Source organism: Streptomyces sp. NRRL S-350 (assembly GCF_000719705.1).
Lineage (GTDB): Bacteria > Actinomycetota > Actinomycetes > Streptomycetales > Streptomycetaceae > Kitasatospora.
Window position 1 is genome coordinate 43,156 of sequence record NZ_JOHO01000009.1, and the last position, 17,331, is coordinate 60,486.

Consider the following 17,331-nt stretch of genomic DNA (forward strand, 5'->3'; position numbering starts at 1 on the left):
CGATCCGTCAGGAGTCCGCGCACCGGGCCTCCGGTTTGGTTGCAGAGCTGGGACCTTGACATGGCGCGGCGGTGAAACGGTTCTCCTTGAGCCTTCTTGAGCCCCCTTGAGCCTTCTTGAGCCCCCCATGGGCTTCCTGAGCCTCCGTCGGGAACGAAGCGGCCCCCGCCCTCCCGGATGGGAGGACGGGGGCCGACGAGCCCTCAGGGCGTCCGCGCCGCAGGGCGTCAGAGCGAGAAGACCTCTTCGATCAGCGCCTGCTGCTCGGCGCCGTGCCGCTTGGCCGAGCCGACCGCCGGGGACGAGGCCGCCGTGCGGGCGACGCGGCGCAGGCGGGAGCCGCCGGCGCTGCGGCCGATGGCGACCTGCAGGTGGTCGACCAGGTTCATCGCGATGAACGGCCAGGCACCCTGGTTGGCCGGCTCCTCCTGCGCCCAGACGAACTGGACGTCGTCGCCGTAGCGGGCCAGCTCCTCCTGGAGCTCGGCCACCGGCAGCGGGTAGAGCCGCTCGACCCGGACGATCGCGGTGTCGGTGACGCCGCGCTCGGTGCGGGCGGCCTCCAGGTCGTAGTAGAACTTGCCGGCGGTGATGACCACCTTGCGGACCTGCGCCGGGTCGACGGTGGAGTCGCCGATGACCGGGCGGAACGAGCCGGACAGGAACTCCTCCGTCGCACTGGCCGCGGCCTTCAGACGCAGCATCGACTTCGGGGTGAAGACGACCAGCGGCTTGTGGTGCGGGTTGTGGGCCTGCCAGCGCAGCAGGTGGAAGTAGTTCGACGGCAGGGTCGGCATCGCGACCGTCATGTTGTTCTGCGCGCACAGCTGGAGGAAGCGCTCCGGGCGGGCGGACGAGTGGTCCGGGCCCTGGCCCTCGTAGCCGTGCGGCAGGAGCAGGGTGACGCCGGAGTGCTGGCCCCACTTCTGCTCGGCGGAGGCGATGTACTCGTCCACCATGGTCTGCGCGCCGTTGACGAAGTCGCCGAACTGCGCCTCCCACATGACCAGCGCGTTCGGGCGGGTCAGCGAGTAGCCGTACTCGAAGCCCATGGCCGCGTACTCCGACAGCAGGCTGTCGTAGACGGTGTAGCGGGCCTGGTCCTCGGTGAGGTACTGCAGCGGGGTGTAGTCCTCGCCGGTCTTGCGGTCGATCAGGACGGCGTGCCGCTGGCCGAAGGTGCCGCGGCGGCTGTCCTGGCCGGCCAGGCGGACCGGGTGGCCCTCCATGAGCAGCGAGCCGATGGCGAGGGTCTCGCCCATCGCCCAGTCGATGGTGTTGTCCTCGACCGAGGCGGCGCGGCGCTGCAGCTGCGGCAGCAGGCGCGGGTGGACGGTCAGCCACTCCGGCAGGTTGACCTGGGAGGCGGCGATCCGCTTGACCATCTCCTGGGAGATGCCGGTCTGGATGGAGACCGGGAAGTCGGCGACCGGCTTGCCGGCGGTGGCGTCGGCCGGCGCCTGGGCCGCGTCGCGGACCTCGGCGAAGACCTTCTCCAGCTGGCCCTGGAAGTCCTGGAGCGCCTGCTCCGCCTCTTCCATGGTGATGTCGCCGCGACCGATCAGGCCCTCGGTGTACAGCTTGCGCACCGAGCGCTTCTTGTCGATCAGGTCGTACATCAGCGGCTGGGTGAACGACGGGTTGTCGGCCTCGTTGTGACCGCGGCGGCGGTAGCAGATGAGGTCGATCACCACGTCCTTGTGGAACTCCTGGCGGAACTCGAAGGCGAGCCGCGCGACGCGGACCACGGCCTCCGGGTCGTCGCCGTTCACGTGGAAGATCGGGGCCTCGATCATGCGGGCCACGTCGGTGCAGTACATCGAGGAGCGGGAGGACGCCGGGGCGGCGGTGAAGCCGACCTGGTTGTTCACCACGACGTGCACGGTGCCGCCGGTGCGGTAGCCGCGCAGCTGCGACATGTTCAGGGTCTCCGCGACGACGCCCTGGCCGGCGAAGGCCGCGTCGCCGTGGATCTGGATCGGCAGCACCGGGAAGGTGGTGCCGCCCTGGTCCAGGATGTCCTGCTTGGCGCGGGCGATGCCCTCGACGACCGGGTCCACGGCCTCCAGGTGGGAGGGGTTCGCGGCGAGCGAGACCTTGATGGTCTCGCCGTCCAGGCCGGTGAAGGTGCCCTCGGCGCCCAGGTGGTACTTGACGTCGCCGGAGCCGTGCATCGACTTCGGGTCGAGGTTGCCCTCGAACTCGCCGAAGATCTTGCCGTACGGCTTGCCGACGATGTTGGCCAGCACGTTCAGGCGGCCGCGGTGCGCCATGCCAATGACGGCCTCGTCGAGGCGGTGCTCGGCGGCGGAGTCGATGGTGGCGTCCAGCAGCGCGATGAGCGACTCGCCGCCCTCCAGCGAGAAGCGCTTCTGCCCGACGTACTTGGTCTGCAGGAACGTCTCGAAGGCCTCGGCCGAGTTCAGGCGGCGCAGGATGCGCAGCTGCTCCTCGCGCTCCGGCTTCGCGTACGGCTTCTCCAGGCGCTCCTGCAGCCACTTGCGCTGCTTCGGGTCCTGGATGTGCATGTACTCGATGCCGACGGTGCGGCAGTAGGTGTTGCGCAGCAGGCCGAGGATGTCGCGGAGCTTCATCATCTTCTGGCCGCCGAAGCCGCCGACCGCGAACTCGCGCTCCAGGTCCCACAGGGTGAGGCCGTGCTGGACGACGTCCAGGTCGGGGTGCTTGCGCTGCTTGTACTCCAGCGGGTCGGTGTCGGCCATCAGGTGGCCGCGGACCCGGTAGGAGTGGATCAGCTCCATGACGCGGGCGGTCTTGTTGACCTCGTCGTCGTGGGTGGTGGCGACGTCGGTGGCCCAGCGGACCGGCTCGTACGGGATCCGCAGCGACTCGAAGATCTCGTCGTAGAAGCCGTTCTCGCCGAGCAGCAGCCGGTGGATCTCGCGCAGGAACTCGCCGGACGCCGCGCCCTGGATGACGCGGTGGTCGTAGGTCGAGGTCAGCGTCATGATCTTGGAGACGCCCAGGCGGGCCAGGGTCTCCGGGGCGGAGCCCTGGAACTCGGCCGGGTACTCCATGGCGCCGACACCGACGATGGTGCCCTGGTTCTGCATCAGGCGCGGCACGGAGTGCACGGTGCCGATGCCGCCCGGGTTGGTCAGCGAGACCGTGACGCCGGTGAAGTCGTCCATGGTCAGCTTGTTGGCGCGCGCCCGGCGGACGATGTCCTCGTAGGCCTGCCAGAAGCCGAAGAAGTCGAGGGTCTCGGCCTTCTTGATGGCGGCGACGACGAGCTGGCGGTCGCCGTTGGGCTTGACCAGGTCGATGGCCAGGCCGAGGTTGATGTGCTCGGGCTTGACCAGGTAGGCCTTGCCGTCCTCCACCTTGTAGCTGTGGTTCATGCCCGGGGAGGCCTTGATGGCCTGGACCAGGGCGTAACCGATCAGGTGGGTGAAGGAGACCTTGCCGCCGCGGGCGCGCTGCAGGTGGTTGTTGATGACGATGCGGTTGTCGATCAACAGCTTCGCCGGGACGGCGCGGACCGAGGTCGCGGTCGGCACCTCCAGCGAGGCGTCCATGTTGGTGGCGACGGCCTTCGCGGGGCCGCGCAGCTGGACCAGCTCGGGGCCGGCGGCGGCCGCGGTCGCGGCGGGGGCCGGGGCGGCGGCCTTGGGGGCCGGGGGCGCGGCCGGGGCTGCGGCGAGCGGCGCGGGGGCGGCCGTCGGCGTCGGCGCCGGAGCGGCCGGTGCGGCGGGGGCCGGGGCGGCGGCCGCCGCAGCAGCGGCGGGCGCGGGGGCAGCGTCAGGGGTCGGCGTGGGGCCGGCCTGGGTCGCGGCCTGGGTCACTGGGGTCACCTCGGTACCGGGCTTGTAGTCGGCGAAAAAGTCCCACCAGGCTCGGTCTACCGAGTTCGGGTCCTGGAGGTACTGCTGGTAGATCTCGTCGACGAGCCACTCATTCGGGCCGAAGCCTGTGGAGCTTGCCGAGCTGTTGGGGGTTTCAGGGGACTGTGGCGACACGGCGGCAACCGCCCTCTTCCGCTTCCTTTTGGGATGTTTGGACAGCGGGGATTAAGGCTACGCCCCTGATCAGTGATCGCGCAGTCCCCGAGGGCCAGGCGTCGTCCAGATCACAGTCCTGACCTGCAGTTTGGCTGAAAAAGAGCGTTAGAAAGCCGCATCTGAAGGGAACCGATCGCCGCCGAAGTGCCTAGAAAGCCGGACGAAACGGACAAAACCCCCCGGAAATCCACTAACGATCTTCGTATACGGCTGTGTCGGATCTGTGACAAATGTCCCGGCCGTCGTCCTGGGGCCGTCCGGGCAGGCGGACCTCGATCCGGCAGCCGCGCGGCGACTCCGCCACCGCGATCCGCCCGCCGTGCAGGTCCACCGCCCAGCGGGCGATGGCCAGGCCCAGGCCGGTGCCGCCGTCCGCGCCCGGCCCCGAAGCGGTCGCGGTGCCGCTGCGGCTGAACCTCTCGAACACCCGGCTGCGGTCGGCCGGCGGGATGCCGGGGCCCTCGTCCTCGACCTCCAACAGGAGGGCGCCGTCCTCGCCGTCGGGCCGCGCCCGCACCGTGACGGTGCCGCCGGGCGGGGAGTGCTTGCAGGCGTTGTCGACCAGGTTGGCGACCACCTGGTGGAGGCGCTCCGGGTCCGCCACGGCGGTCAGGCCGGACGGGCTGACCTCCAGGGCCAGCCGGACGTCCCCGCGCCGGGAGAAGGCCCCGCCGGCCGTCGCGCCGTCCACGGTGACCCCGCGCAGCACGCCGTCCAGGAACTCGCGCACCTCGAAGGGGCGGGCGTCCAGGTCGACCACGCCGTCGTCGATCTTGGAGAGGTCGAGCAGGTGGGTGACCAGGCGGCCGAGCCGTTCGGTCTGCACCAGTGCCGCCCCCAGTGTCGCCGGATTGGGTTGGACGACGCCGTCCACCACGTTCTCCAGGACGGCGCGCAGTGCGGCGATCGGCGTGCGCAGCTCGTGCGAGACGTTGGCGACCAGCTCGCGGCGGTGCTGGTCGGCGGCCTCCAGGTCGGCGGCCATCGCGTTGAAGGCGGCCGCCAGCTCGCCGATCTCGTCGCGCGAACTCACCTCGACCCGGCGGCTGTAGTCGCCGGAGGCCATCGCGCGGGCGGCGGCGGTCATCTCGCGCAGGGGGGCGGTCAGCCCGTGCGCGAGGAACTGCATGAAGAGCAGTGAGGCGATCATGGAGAAGACCATGATGATCCGGATCTGGGTCTCGGACCGGATCGCCACGACCACCATGCCGGTGGCCAGGAACACGGAGACGATCACGAGCAGGGCGAGCTTGCCCTTGATCGAGCGGACCGGGTCGAGCGGGCGGATGTCGGCCCAGACCCGGCTGGCGGCACGGGCGGCCAGCGTCTGCGGCCGTGCGCCGTCGGATTCCCCGTTGCGTTGCTGTGGAAAGGTCATTGGTCCCCTGTGGTCCCCGCGTGTGTCCCCCGCGTGCTTCTCCCCCGCGTGGTGGCACGGCGTCGTCCGGACACGGGCCCCCCGGTGGCCCGTCGCCCGATGCCCGCCGTCAGGAGAGCGGGGCCTCCAGCGCGTACCCGACACCGTGCACGGTGCGGATCCAGCTGGCGCCGATCTTCCGCCGCAGCGCCTTGACGTGGCTGTCCACGGTGCGGGTGCCGGAGGCGTCCGTCCAGTCCCAGACCTCGGCCAGCAGCTGCTCGCGGGTGAGCACCGCGCGCGGCTGGGCGGCCAGGCAGGCGAGCAGGTCGAACTCGGTCGGCGTCAGGTGGACGTCGCCCGAGGCCAGCCGGACCCGGCGCTGCACGTGGTCGATCTCCAGCTCGCCGAAGCGCAGGCTGCCGAGCGCGGGCGTGCGGGCGGCCTGCTGGGCGCGCTCGACGCGGCGCAGCAGCACGTTGACCCGGGCGGCCAGTTCGCGCATCGAGAAGGGTTTGGTCATGTAGTCGTCCGCGCCGACGCCGAGGCCGACCAGCAGGTCCGTCTCGTCGTCGCGCGCGGTCAGCATCAGTACCGGCACCGGGCGCTGGGCCTGGATCCGGCGGCACACCTCCAAGCCGTCGAAGCCGGGCAGCATGATGTCGAGGACGACCAGGTCCGGCTGCCAGGTGTGGAAGCCGTCGACTGCGCCGGGGCCGTCGTGGGCCACGGCGACCTTGAAGCCCTCCGCGCCCAGTCGGGCCGCGATCGACTCCGCGATCGTGGGTTCGTCCTCCACCACCAGCACTCTGCGCTGGCTGCTCACAGTGCCGCCGGTGTTGGGGTTGTCCTGCTGAATTTCTGTCACGGTCACGCCACCGCCCCCAGGGCTGCGGGCCGGCCACCTGTGGGGATGGCGGGCTCCGCTCGTAGTCTTGTTCCGTCGTGGACTGTGCCGGGTCCGCCGTCCCGTCGCGCGATCGGGAGCGAGGACGGATTGTCGGCCGCCCGCGTCTCCCGCGCACTTCGCAGCGTACGGACAGCGGATGCTTTCCGGCAGGTGGACCGGACGTTTCCGGCCCGTGGGCCGGCTGTTCGGGCCGCCCGCGGGCCCACTGCACGAGTGGGCACGGGCCGATACCTTACCCGGCGAATTTTCACTGCGTAACGGTACGTATGCAGTCGAATTGATGCCAAGTAGCCGGTCAGAGGGCCTACTGACGCGTTAATGGGAGGAAGGTCTGGACCAAAACCGGGAATCCCGCAGTCCGCTACCGTGGCGTTCTTCACCGGCTTTTCCCAGGTGCCTCTCAGAACCTCGACGTACCGTGGCCACGACAACACCCGACCGGGCGGTCCGTGAGGCACGCCGGTACGTCGAGCACCGGGCGGGAGCCGGTGGCTGCGGTCGTGGAGCGGAGGCGGCATGGCGGGAGTGCGGCGGGGCGCCGACCGGAACGCGCCCGCGGGAGCGCCGTACGGAATGCTCCGGGTCGGGCTGCGCACCGGTGTCGCGCAATGGCTGCTGGAGCGCGTGCCGACACCCCGGCGCACCCCTTTCACCCTCGGCTACCTCGCCGTCGTGGGCGCCACCACGACCTTCGCGAAACTCGCCGGTCCGGAACTCGTGCAGCGGCTGCAGGAGGCTTCCAGTTCCGACGGGCACAACCTGCTGCAGCACCCTTTGCGGGCCCTCCTCCTGAGCGGTTTCTGGGTGGCCGGCGAGGTCTGGATGCCCTACCTGTGGGGATTCGCGTTCACCCTCGCGCCACTGGAGCGCAGGGTCGGCCCCGCCCGTGCGGCGGCGGTCTTCGCGATCGGGCACGTCGCGGCCACCCTGCTCTCCCAGGGGGTGGTGATCGCGGCGGTGGCGACCGGGCGGATGGCGCCCGAGGTGATGGACCGCCTGGACATCGGCGTCAGCTACGGCGTGCTCGCCTGCCTGGGCGCGGTGGCCGGGCTGCTCCCCCCGCGCGGGCGGCTGCTCGCCCTGGGAGGTGCCGGGCTGATGATCGTCGAGCAGATCGCCTCCGACCGGGACGTGGTCACCGCGGTGGGGCACCCGGCGGCGGTGCTCGCCGGGGTGGCGCTGTGGCGCTGGCTGCGCCGGGCCGAGCGGCGCCCTCTGCGTCCGGCCGCGGTGACGGCCCCCGCCGCCGCGCCCGCCGGGGCGCACGTGCCGGCCGCGCGCTGAGGTCTTCGCCGGCGCGCCCGCCCGGCCCGTCCGCTTGGGAATCCCTTCGCTCGTCGAACCCTTGTCACGGCGTGTGCCGTGCTCGTTCCGCGCACTTTTGACGCAGCCGCTCGGGGCGCGCCCCGAGCGGATCGCGTTCGCTCACGGCGAACCGATGCGCGGGAACATCCGGCGCCCGCCGAGCCTTAGTCAGGTCGACTCAACTTCACTGACTGGGGAGAGATCATGGCATCGACGTCCACTCCGCTCACCCTGCCCGTGCTGCCGCTCGACGACGAAGTCGTCCTGCCGGGCATGGTCGTCCCACTGGAACTGCAGGACACCGAAGTGCGCGCCGCGGTCGAGGCCGCCCGGGCCGCGACCGGCGCCACCGGCAAGCCGCAGGTCCTGCTGGTCCCGCGGGTGGACGGCTCCTACGCGGCGGTCGGCACGCTGGCCACCGTCGAGCAGGTCGGCCGGCTGGCCGACGGCCCCAACACCGCCGGCCAGCCCGTCGCCCTCGTGCGCGCGGTGCGCCGGGTCCGGATCGGCGTCGGCACCACCGGCCCCGGCGCCGCCCTCTGGGTGGAGACCACGCCGTTCCGGGAGTCCTCGGTGGGCACGCCCGTCGCCGGGCGGGCCGCCGAGCTGGTCCGGGAGTACAAGGCGCTGTCCACGCAGTGGCTGCGCAAGCGCGGCGCCTGGCAGATCGTCGACCGGGTGGACCGGATCGAGGGCGTCGGCGAACTCGCCGACAACATCGGCTACGCGCCGTTCGCCACCGCCGAGCAGAAGCTCAAGGTGCTGCTGGAGGCCGACCAGGTCGCCCGCCTGGAGTACGCGCTGACACTGCTGCGCGACCACCTCGCCGAGGAGGAGGTCAACGACACCATCCGCAAGGACGTCGAGGAGGGCGTGGCCAAGCAGCAGAAGGAGTTCCTGCTCCGCCGCCAGCTGGACGCCGTCCGCAAGGAACTCGCCGAGCTGAACGGCGACGCGGCCGACGAGGAGGGCGACTACCGCGCCCGGGTCGAGGCCGCCGACCTCCCCGAGAAGGTCCGCGAGGCCGCGCTCAAGGAGGTCGACAAGCTGGAGCGCGCGTCCGACCAGTCCCCCGAGGGCTCGTGGATCCGCACCTGGCTGGACACCGTCCTGGAGCTGCCCTGGAGCGAGCGCACCGAGGACGCGTACGACATCGCCGGTGCCCGCGCCGTACTGGAGGCCGACCACGCCGGCCTGGCCGACGTGAAGGAGCGCATCGTCGAGTACCTCGCCGTCCGCAAGCGCCGGGCCGACCAGGGCCTCGGCCTGGTCGGCGGCCGCCGGGGAGGCGCGGTGCTGGCCCTGGTCGGCCCGCCCGGCGTCGGCAAGACCTCGCTCGGCGAGTCGGTGGCCCGCGCCATGGGCCGCTCGTTCGTCCGGGTCGCGCTCGGCGGCGTCCGGGACGAGGCCGAGATCCGCGGCCACCGGCGCACCTACGTCGGCGCCCAGCCCGGCCGGCTGGTGCGGGCGATCAAGGAAGCCGGCTCGATGAACCCGGTCGTCCTGCTCGACGAGATCGACAAGGTCGGCTCCGACTACCGGGGCGACCCGGCCGCGGCCCTGCTGGAGGTGCTGGACCCGGCCCAGAACCACACCTTCCGCGACCACTACCTGGAGGTCGAGCTCGACCTCTCCGACGTCGTCTTCCTCGCCACCGCCAACGTGCTGGAGGCCATCCCGGAGCCGCTGCTCGACCGGATGGAGCTGGTCCGCCTGGACGGCTACACCGAGGACGAGAAGGTCGTCATCGCCCGCGACCACCTGCTCCCGCGCCAGCTGGAGAAGGCCGGCCTGGCCGGCGGACAGGTCGAGGTGGACGAGGCCGCGCTGCGCCGACTGGCCGGCGAGTACACCCGGGAGGCGGGCGTGCGCACCCTGGAGCGCTCGATCGCCCGGGTGCTGCGCAAGATCGCCGCGCAGGCCGAGCTCGGCGACCGCGAGCTGCCCGTCGCGGTCGGCGCGGACGACCTGCGCGCCCTGATCGGCCGGCCGCACCACGTGCCGGAGTCCGCCCAGGAGCCGGCCGAGCGCCGCACCGCCGTCCCCGGCGTGGCCACCGGCCTCGCGGTGACCGGCGCCGGCGGCGACGTCCTCTACATCGAGGCTTCGCTGGCCGACGCCGAGACCGGCGGCACCGGGCTGACCCTCACCGGGCAACTGGGCGACGTCATGAAGGAGTCCGCGCACATCGCCCTCTCCTACCTGCGTTCGCGCGGCGCCGAGCTGGAGCTGCCCGTCACCTCGCTGCGCGACCGCGGCGTGCACCTGCACGTCCCCGCCGGGGCCGTCCCCAAGGACGGGCCGAGCGCCGGCATCACCATGACCACGGCCCTCGCCTCGCTGCTCTCCGGCCGCAAGGTGCGCACCGACGTGGCGATGACCGGCGAGGTGTCGCTGACCGGGCGGGTGCTGCCGATCGGCGGGGTGAAGCAGAAGCTGCTCGCCGCCGACCGGGCCGGGGTCACCACGGTGATCATCCCCAAGCGCAACGAGGCCGACCTGGACGACGTCCCGGCCGAGGTGCTGGCACGGCTCACCGTCCACCCCGTGGCGGACGTGCGGGAGGTGCTGACGCTGGCCCTGGAGCCGGCCGAGGTGCTGGTCGCCGCCGCCTGACCGGGCGCTGCCCGGGCAGCCGGTGATCCGAGGGGCCGACGGCATCTCCGCGTGCGACACTGCGGAGATGCCGTCCCCCACGCAGCGCGCCCTGGCCCGGGTGCCGGCCCGGCTGCGCCCCTTCCTGGTGCGGCACCGCCGGCTGGTGAAGTTCCTGCTGGTCGGCGGCTCCTGCTTCGTGCTCACCACGGTGGTCAACCTGGAGCTCAAGTTCACCGTGCTGGCGGACAAGCCGGTGGTCGCGCTGACCGTCGCCACCGTGATCGGCACCGTCGTCTCGTACGTCCTCAACCGCCGCTGGGCCTTCCGGGCCGACGGACGGCAGCGCGAGGCCCTGCTGTTCCTCCTGGTCAGCGCGGTGGCGATCGGCATCAACGACATGCCGCTGGCGATCTCGCGGTACGTCCTGGACCTGCGCGAGCCGTACATCGGCCACCTCGACCAGGAGCTCGCGGACTTCCTCAGCGGCATGGTCGTCGGCACCTTCGTCGCGATGCTGTTCCGCTTCTGGGCGATGCAGCGGTGGGTCTTCACCAGGCTCGCCGAACCGGCCCCGGGCCTGCCCGCGCTCGTGGGGGCGGCGCCCCCGGAACCCGGTTACGCTGCACCCGAGATGCCACGGGATGTGCCGTAAGGGGCGAGATGAGCCTGATGCGCGAGCCGGACGGGGTCCGGAGCGGTCCGGCCAGCCAGCAGGGCATGCGCCGGGCCAACCTGGCGCTGGTGCTCGGGGTGATCGCGCGCGGCCCGCGCTCGCGCGCGGAGGTGGCCGCCGAGACCGGGCTGACCAGGGCCGCCGTCTCCTCGCTCGCCGAACGGCTGATCGCCGGCGGACTGGTCGTCGAGGAGGGGCCCGCGGCGCCCAGCGGCAAGGTCGGCCGCCCCGGCACCGCGCTCGGCCTCGACCCGACCGGGCCGGGCGGCCTCGGCGCCGAGATCGGCGTCCGGCACCTGGGCGCCTGCGTCGTCGACCTGCGCGGCGAGGTCCGCGCCTGGCGGCGCCAGGAGATCTCCAACCACGGCCGCCGACCCGCCGCCGTCATGGCCGACCTCGCCCGGCTGCTGCGCGCGGTCGTCGCCGAGGCGGGCCTGCGCCCCGCCGGGCTCACCCTGGCCGTGCCCGGACTGGTCGGCGGCTCCGGCGCGGTGCTGCAGCGGGCCGCCAACCTGGGATGGCGCGACGTCCCGCTGGGCGCCGAACTGCGCGCGGCACTGCGGCCGGAAGGGGACGGCCTGGCGGAACTGCCCGTCGACGCAGACAACGAGGCCAACCTGGGCGGCCTGGCCGAGCGCTGGCTGGGCGAGGGCGCCGAGGACTTCCTCTACGTCTCCGCCGAGGCCGGGGTCGGGGCGGCGATCGTGGTCGGCGGCCGGCTGCTGCGCGGAGCGCGCGGCTACGCGGGAGAGTTCGGCCACGTGCCGGTCCGCCCCGACGGGCCCCGCTGCGCCTGCGGGGCGCACGGCTGCCTGGAGCAGTACGCGGGCGAGGCCGCGGTGCTGCGGGCGGCCGGCCTGGCGGGAGCCCCGGGTGACTGGGTGACGCTGCTCGCCGACCGCGCCGAGGCCGGCCACCAGCCCGCCCTCGCGGCCCTGGCCGGGGCCGGCACCGCCCTCGGCATCGCGGCGGGCGGCGCGGTCAACCTGCTGGACCCGGCCGAGGTGGTCCTGGGCGGCGGCTACGCCCGGCTGGCGCCCTGGCTGCTGCCCGCGATGCGCGCCGAACTGGCCGCCCGGGTGACCGTCCTGCCCTGGTCCGACGACCGGCTGGCCGTCTCCCGGCTGGGCCGCCGCGGCCCGCTGCTGGGCGCGGCGGTGGGCGTGGTGCGCGCCGTCATCGCCGACCCCGGGTCGATCGCGGGCGGCTGACCGCCCCCCGGCGGGGCCGCCCGGCGGCGGAGCGCACCGGGAGCGTCCGGGAGCCGTCCGGACCGGTCCGGAAACCCGTTCGGAAGCCGTCCGAGAGCTGCTCGGGAGCCGTCCGGGAGCTGCTCGGGAGCCGCCCGAACCCGTTCGGAACCCGTCCTGGGCCGCGCGCGGACGCCCGGAACACGCCGAGCCCCCGGCCGGTGGGGCCGGGGGCTCGGCGGGGCCGCCCGGTGGGGGGCGGGAGGCTCAGGCCTCGACAGCGGCGGGCTCGCGCTCCTCGGAGCGGGGACCGCGCAGGACGGCCAGGAAGGCGATGCCGACGCCGACCACCGCCCAGATCGCCAGGACCAGGATCGGCATCCCCAGGTTGGTCGAGCCGAAGTAGGCGATCGACTTGCTCGCGCTGGTGCCCGCGCCGTTCGGGATCGCCGATCCGATGGCCCGCCAGAACGGCGGCATCATCGGCGCCGGGTAGACCCCGCCCGCGCTCGGGTTGCCGAGGACGACGAAGACCAGCACCGCGAGGCCGATGCCGATGATCCCGAACAGGCACTGCAGCGCCATGGTGAACGCGCCGACCGAGAAGACCACCAGGGTGCCGACGGCGGTCAGGGCGAGGATCGAGCCGGGCAGCGCGTCCAGGACCGGCCCGGCGATGACCGTGCCGCCGAGGCCGGCCGCGACCGAGTAGAGCGCCAGCGCCCCCAGGCGGATCAGCAGGCGGTTGGCGTTGGCGGGCTTGGAGCCGGTGCTGATGCCGAGGATCGAGGCGACCAGGTAGCCGCCGACGCACCAGCCGATCACCAGGTAGAAGGAGGACAGGCCGTTGGTGTCGCCCTTGGCGAGCGGCACGACGTCCTGGACCTTGACCGTACGGCCCTGGGACTGGTCGATCCCGGTGGTGATGGACTCGGCGGCCTTGGCGGCGGACGGGCCGCGGGCGCCGCCGACCAGCAGGGTGTCCTCGGTGCCGTTCGGGTCCACGACCAGCGCGGCGTAGAGCTTCTGGTCCTTGATCTGCGCGGTCGCCGTCTCGGCGTCCGGCGCGGTCTTGGCCCTGACGGCCTCGTTCGGCACCGATTCCAGCGCCCCGACCAGCTTGGGGGCGACCTGTGGCGGGGCGACCACCGCGATGGACAGGTGCTGCGGCGCGGGCTTGTGCAGCGCTCCGATGTAGGAGGTGATGAATCCGAGCTGGAGGAGCAGCACTCCGATCACGAGCAGTGCCGCGCGCGGGGTGACCGCGTTCTTGAGTTCGGCGACGAAACCCTGCCCAGGGGCTGCCATCGACATCTCCTTGTGTATCGGCGAAAAACGGATGATCCGGATCAATACTTCATACCATGAAGTAGTTCGCTTGTCTCAGCTCCGCGCCGACGGCCGGCCGCCACCGCTGGGCGATACTGGCGCGGTGAGTGACGAGGAAGCCCTGGTGGAGGTGGAGCGCGAGGTCGCGCTGATGTTCCGGCGGGGCCGGGCCAGAGTGGCGGAGCTCTCACGGCGGGTGCACCCCGGACTGGAGGGGGCGGCGTACAGCGTGCTCGGCTACATCGAGCAGGCCGGGCGGGTCCGGGTGACGGACGTCGGCGCGCACTTCGCCGTGGGCAAGGCGACGGTGAGCCGGCAGATCCGGGCGCTGGAGGAGCTCGGGCTGGTGGCCCGGGAGCCGGACCCGCTGGACCGCCGGGCCGCGCTGGTCTCGCTGACCGCGGACGGACGCTCCCGCTACCTGGCCGCCCGTGACGTCCGGATGGGGCGGGTGCGCGAGGTGATGGGCGGCTGGTCCGCCGAGGACGTGGTCCGCTTCACGGAACTGCTGCGCCGCTTCAACGACGCGCTGGGGGAGTCGTCGGAGGTGTGACCGCGGCGGCCCGGCGGGCCGGGCGGCGTGCTGACGGGGGCCCGCGACCGCGGGCCTTTACTCGGCCTTGAAGAAAGTTGCCTAATTCAACCATCCAGGCTTATGGTTGCTTAAGGCAACGAATTTTCATGATGCGCGTATCCCGCACCCGCCTGCGCCGAAGGACCCAGATGACCGTGACCACCCAGGCCTCGAGCGGCACCGTCGCCGCCGCCGAAAACGAACAGATGACCCACCGACAGGTGATGGAGGCCCTCTCGGGCCTGCTCCTCGGCCTCTTCGTGGCCGTGCTCTCCTCGACCGTCGTCTCCAACGCCCTGCCGCACATCCTGGCCGACCTGCACGGCGGCCAGTCCGCCTACACCTGGGTGATCACGGCGGCCCTGCTCACCCTCACCGCCTCCACCCCGATCTGGGGCAAGCTCTCCGACCTCGCCAGCAAGAAGCTGCTGCTGCAGATCGCCCTGCTGATCTACATCGCCACCTCCGCGCTGGCCGGCCTCTCGCAGAACACCGGCGAGCTGATCGCCTGCCGCGCACTGCAGGGCGTCGGCGCCGGCGGTGTCGTCGCGCTGGGCCAGATCTGCCTGGCCGCGATGGTCCCGCCGCGCGAGCGCGGCCGGTACAGCGGCTACTTCGGCGCGGTCTTCGCGCTGGCCACCATCGGCGGCCCGCTGATCGGCGGCGTCATCGTGGACACCTCCTGGCTGGGCTGGCGCTGGTGCTTCTACGTCGGCATCCCGTTCGCGCTGGCCGCGATCGCCGTCGTGCAGCGCACCCTCAAGCTGCCGGTGGTCAAGCGCAAGGCGAAGATCGACTACCTGGGCGCGCTGGTCATCACCGCCTCGGTCAGCCTGCTGATGATCTGGATCACGCTGGCCGGCAAGAACTACGCCTGGCTGTCCTGGCAGACCGCGGCCATGGTCGGCGGCGGCCTGCTGCTGGGCGCGCTGGCCGTCGTGGTCGAGCGCCGGGCCGCCGAGCCGATCATCCCGCCGGACCTGTTCAAGTACCGCACCGTCACCCTGGCCGCCGTCGCCAGCGTGCTGGTCGGCGTCGGGATGTACGGCGCGACCACCTTCCTCAGCCAGTACTTCCAGCTGGCCCGCGCCAAGTCCCCGACCATGGCCGGCCTGATGACCCTGCCGATGATCCTCGGCCTGGCCGTCTCCTCCGCCGTGGCCGGCCGGCTGATCACCAAGTACGGCAGGTGGAAGGCCTACCTGGTCACCGGCACCGCCCTGCTCGCGGTCGGCTTCGGCCTGCTCGGCACCGCCCGGGTCGACACCAGCTACGTGCTGCTCTCCGTCTACATGGCGATCACCGGCGTCGGCCTGGGCCTGACCAGCCAGAACCTGGTGCTCGCGGTGCAGAACACGGTGCCCCGGCACGAGCTCGGCGCGGCCAGCTCGGTGGTCACCTTCTTCCGCACCATGGGCGGCGCGATGGGCGTCTCCGCGCTCGGCGCGCTGATGACCAACAAGGTCGGCCACTACCTGACGGAGAACCTGGCCGCCGCGCACATCCCGGCCGGCCACGCGGCCGCCGGCGGCGGGATCCCGGACCTGCACAAGCTGCCGGCCCCGATCGTCCCGCTGGTGACCGACGCCTTCGGCCACGGCGTCGGCACCGTGTTCCTGTGGGCGGCCCCGTTCGCGGCGCTGGCCTTCGTCACCGTGCTGTTCATCCGGGAGACGGTGCTGAGGACCACGCAGGAGAACTGACCGCGGAGAAGCGACCGGCGACGGGATACGCGAACGGGCCGGGGAGTGTCTCGACACTCCCCGGCCCGTCGCGTTGCGCTCGGTGCGCGCCTACCGGCCGCTCAGTGGCCCGCGATCAGCGTCAGGCCGTAGCCGACGGCCGCGGCGCACAGCGCGAAGCAGGCGTAGGCGCCGACCAGGGCCGGCTTTCCGCCGCCCGCGGGCCCGGCGTCGCCACCCTCGCGGGCGGCGCTCAGCGCGGCCTCGCGGCGGGACAGCGCCAGGATGCCGAGCGCGAAGACGGCGACCACGGCGAGGGTGACGCCGAAGCTGATGCCGGCGGTCTGGGCCAGGGCGTTCCACTTGATGTGCATGGTGAGTGCTCCTCAGTCCGCGGTGCTCAGGCCGCGACCGTGGTCGAGGCGGGGGTGGGGACGTTCGCGGTGGCGGCCGGAGCGACCTCGACCGGGGTGACGTCGTGGACCTCGTTGACGTCGTTGACGTTGTCCGCGTCCACCGGCTGGCGGCGGGAGACCAGCCACATCGCGCCGGAGCCGGCGACCAGCAGCGCACCGACCAGGACGACGCCCCAGGTGCCCTGCTCGGCCAGCAGGGCCGCGCCGCCCGAGACCACGGCGGCGGCCGGCAGGGTCAGGCCCCAGGTGTAGACCATGCGGCGGACCATGCTCCACCGCAGCTCGCCCTTCGGCCCGCCGAGGCCGGCGCCCATGATGCCGCCGGAGCAGACCTGGGTGGTGGAGAGGCCGAAGCCCATGTGCGAGGAGGTCAGGATGACGGTCGCGGCGGCCGACTCGGAGGCGAAGCCCTGCGGCGGGCGGATGTCCGCCAGGCCCTTGCCCATCGAGCGGATGATCCGCCAGCCGCCCATGTAGGTGCCGAGCGCGATCGCGGCACCCGCGGAGACGATCACCCAGGTGGGGGGCAGCGCGCCGTGCGGCAGGGCGCCGACCGAGACCAGCGTCAGGGTGATGATGCCCATCGTCTTCTGGGCGTCGTTGGTGCCGTGCGCGAGCGAGATCAGCGAGGACGAGAAGATCTGGCCGGTCTTGAAGCCCTTCTCGGTGGCCGCGCCGCCCTTGCGGGTGATCGCGTACGCCAGCTTGGTGGCGCCCCAGGAGGCCAGGCCGGCGACGAACGGGGAGGCGACCGCCGGGATGACGATCTTGGTGACCACGGTGTCGAAGTTGACGCCGTTCATGCCGACACCGACGACCGTGGCGCCGATCAGGCCGCCGTACAGGGCGTGGGAGGAGCTGGACGGCAGTCCGCGCAGCCACGTCAGCAGGTTCCAGAGGATCGCTCCGGCCAGGGCGGCGAAGATGATCTCGGGATGGACGCCGGCCTTCTCGTTGACGATGCCACCGGAGATGGTGGTGGCGACCTTCACGGACAGGAACGCGCCCGCGAAGTTGAGGACGGCCGCGATGGTGACCGCGACCTTCGGACGAAGGGCCCCGGTCGCGATCGCGGTGGCGGCCGCGTTGGCGGTGTCGTGGAACCCGTTGGTGAAGTCGAAGGCGAGCGCCGTGATGATCACAACGGCTACCAGGAACGAGATGTGTTCCATACCCAAACAATCGTCGTAGTTGTCGCACGGACGTTGGTGTCCTCGCGACCGTAGGTGCGCTTGGTAAACGGAAGGTGAACTCGGCCGGGAATCGTGGTTCCGA

12 protein-coding genes are annotated in these 17,331 nt (G+C 72.3%); 6 read left to right on the forward strand and 6 right to left on the reverse strand.

Going from position 1 to position 17,331, the window contains the following annotated elements; all coding sequences use genetic code 11:
• Positions 1–227: 227 nt before the first annotated feature.
• The 3 genes from IF30_RS0111230 to IF30_RS0111240 form a co-directional block, all read right to left on the reverse strand.
• On the reverse strand, positions 228–3,980 hold the full coding sequence (locus IF30_RS0111230) for a multifunctional oxoglutarate decarboxylase/oxoglutarate dehydrogenase thiamine pyrophosphate-binding subunit/dihydrolipoyllysine-residue succinyltransferase subunit (RefSeq protein WP_030235683.1): 3,753 nt from the start codon (positions 3,978–3,980) through the stop codon (positions 228–230).
• Positions 3,981–4,212: 232 nt separating this feature from the next.
• Positions 4,213–5,400 carry a sensor histidine kinase gene (locus IF30_RS0111235; RefSeq protein ID WP_078891307.1) on the reverse strand — a complete coding sequence of 396 codons (1,188 nt, stop codon included), beginning with the start codon at positions 5,398–5,400 and terminating at the stop codon, positions 4,213–4,215.
• Between the two features lie 109 nt (positions 5,401–5,509).
• Positions 5,510–6,247 (reverse strand): response regulator transcription factor, encoded by a 738-nt coding sequence (locus tag IF30_RS0111240; protein ID WP_094742879.1) that lies wholly within the window; start codon positions 6,245–6,247, stop codon positions 5,510–5,512.
• Between the two features lie 558 nt (positions 6,248–6,805).
• On the opposite strand from IF30_RS0111240, the gene IF30_RS0111245 reads away from it, so the two are divergent.
• The 4 genes from IF30_RS0111245 (at position 6,806) to IF30_RS0111260 (ending at position 12,076) form a co-directional block, all read left to right on the forward strand.
• The gene (locus tag IF30_RS0111245) at positions 6,806–7,573 is read left to right on the forward strand and encodes a rhomboid-like protein (protein ID WP_158834936.1); all 768 of its coding nucleotides are present in this window, start codon (positions 6,806–6,808) and stop codon (positions 7,571–7,573) included.
• Positions 7,574–7,798: 225 nt separating this feature from the next.
• On the forward strand, positions 7,799–10,210 hold the full coding sequence (lon, locus tag IF30_RS0111250) for an endopeptidase La (RefSeq protein WP_030235694.1): 2,412 nt from the start codon (positions 7,799–7,801) through the stop codon (positions 10,208–10,210).
• A gap of 67 nt (positions 10,211–10,277) precedes the next feature.
• A complete protein-coding gene (locus tag IF30_RS0111255) occupies positions 10,278–10,844 on the forward strand; it encodes a GtrA family protein (RefSeq protein WP_078891308.1) in 567 nt (188 codons plus the stop codon).
• An 8-nt stretch (positions 10,845–10,852) separates the two neighbouring features.
• A complete protein-coding gene (locus IF30_RS0111260) occupies positions 10,853–12,076 on the forward strand; it encodes an ROK family transcriptional regulator (RefSeq protein ID WP_051709873.1) in 1,224 nt (407 codons plus the stop codon).
• Positions 12,077–12,322: 246 nt separating this feature from the next.
• On the opposite strand, the gene IF30_RS0111265 is transcribed toward IF30_RS0111260, so the two are convergent.
• Positions 12,323–13,363: an ABC transporter permease gene (locus tag IF30_RS0111265; protein ID WP_234322671.1), complete on the reverse strand. Its 1,041-nt coding sequence runs from the start codon at positions 13,361–13,363 to the stop codon at positions 12,323–12,325.
• Between the two features lie 124 nt (positions 13,364–13,487).
• On the opposite strand from IF30_RS0111265, the gene IF30_RS0111270 reads away from it, so the two are divergent.
• Both IF30_RS0111270 and IF30_RS0111275 read left to right on the forward strand, forming a co-directional pair.
• Complete coding sequence (locus IF30_RS0111270) at positions 13,488–13,937, forward strand: MarR family winged helix-turn-helix transcriptional regulator (RefSeq protein ID WP_234322672.1); 450 nt, start codon at positions 13,488–13,490, stop codon at positions 13,935–13,937.
• 170 nt (positions 13,938–14,107) lie between these two features.
• The gene (locus IF30_RS0111275) at positions 14,108–15,661 is read left to right on the forward strand and encodes an MDR family MFS transporter (protein WP_051709878.1); all 1,554 of its coding nucleotides are present in this window, start codon (positions 14,108–14,110) and stop codon (positions 15,659–15,661) included.
• Positions 15,662–15,762: 101 nt separating this feature from the next.
• On the opposite strand, the gene IF30_RS0111280 is transcribed toward IF30_RS0111275, so the two are convergent.
• Positions 15,763–16,014, reverse strand: a complete 252-nt coding sequence (locus IF30_RS0111280; RefSeq protein WP_030235703.1) for a hypothetical protein — start codon at positions 16,012–16,014, stop codon at positions 15,763–15,765.
• A 26-nt stretch (positions 16,015–16,040) separates the two neighbouring features.
• Complete coding sequence (locus tag IF30_RS0111285) at positions 16,041–17,228, reverse strand: inorganic phosphate transporter (RefSeq protein WP_078891310.1); 1,188 nt, start codon at positions 17,226–17,228, stop codon at positions 16,041–16,043.
• Positions 17,229–17,331: the final 103 nt, after the last annotated feature.

Bases quoted from the DNA above. Each gene is read 5' to 3' on its own strand.
- IF30_RS0111235 (WP_078891307.1), bottom strand. From the start codon at position 5,400: ATGACCTTTCCACAGCAACGCAACGGGGAATCCGACGGCGCACGGCCG.
- IF30_RS0111245 (WP_158834936.1), top strand. From the start codon at position 6,806: ATGGCGGGAGTGCGGCGGGGCGCCGACCGGAACGCGCCCGCGGGAGCG.
- lon (WP_030235694.1), top strand. From the start codon at position 7,799: ATGGCATCGACGTCCACTCCGCTCACCCTGCCCGTGCTGCCGCTCGAC.
- IF30_RS0111255 (WP_078891308.1), top strand. From the start codon at position 10,278: ATGCCGTCCCCCACGCAGCGCGCCCTGGCCCGGGTGCCGGCCCGGCTG.
- IF30_RS0111260 (WP_051709873.1), top strand. From the start codon at position 10,853: ATGAGCCTGATGCGCGAGCCGGACGGGGTCCGGAGCGGTCCGGCCAGC.
- IF30_RS0111265 (WP_234322671.1), bottom strand. From the start codon at position 13,363: ATGGCAGCCCCTGGGCAGGGTTTCGTCGCCGAACTCAAGAACGCGGTC.
- IF30_RS0111275 (WP_051709878.1), top strand. From the start codon at position 14,108: ATGACCGTGACCACCCAGGCCTCGAGCGGCACCGTCGCCGCCGCCGAA.
- IF30_RS0111280 (WP_030235703.1), bottom strand. From the start codon at position 16,014: ATGCACATCAAGTGGAACGCCCTGGCCCAGACCGCCGGCATCAGCTTC.
- IF30_RS0111285 (WP_078891310.1), bottom strand. From the start codon at position 17,228: ATGGAACACATCTCGTTCCTGGTAGCCGTTGTGATCATCACGGCGCTC.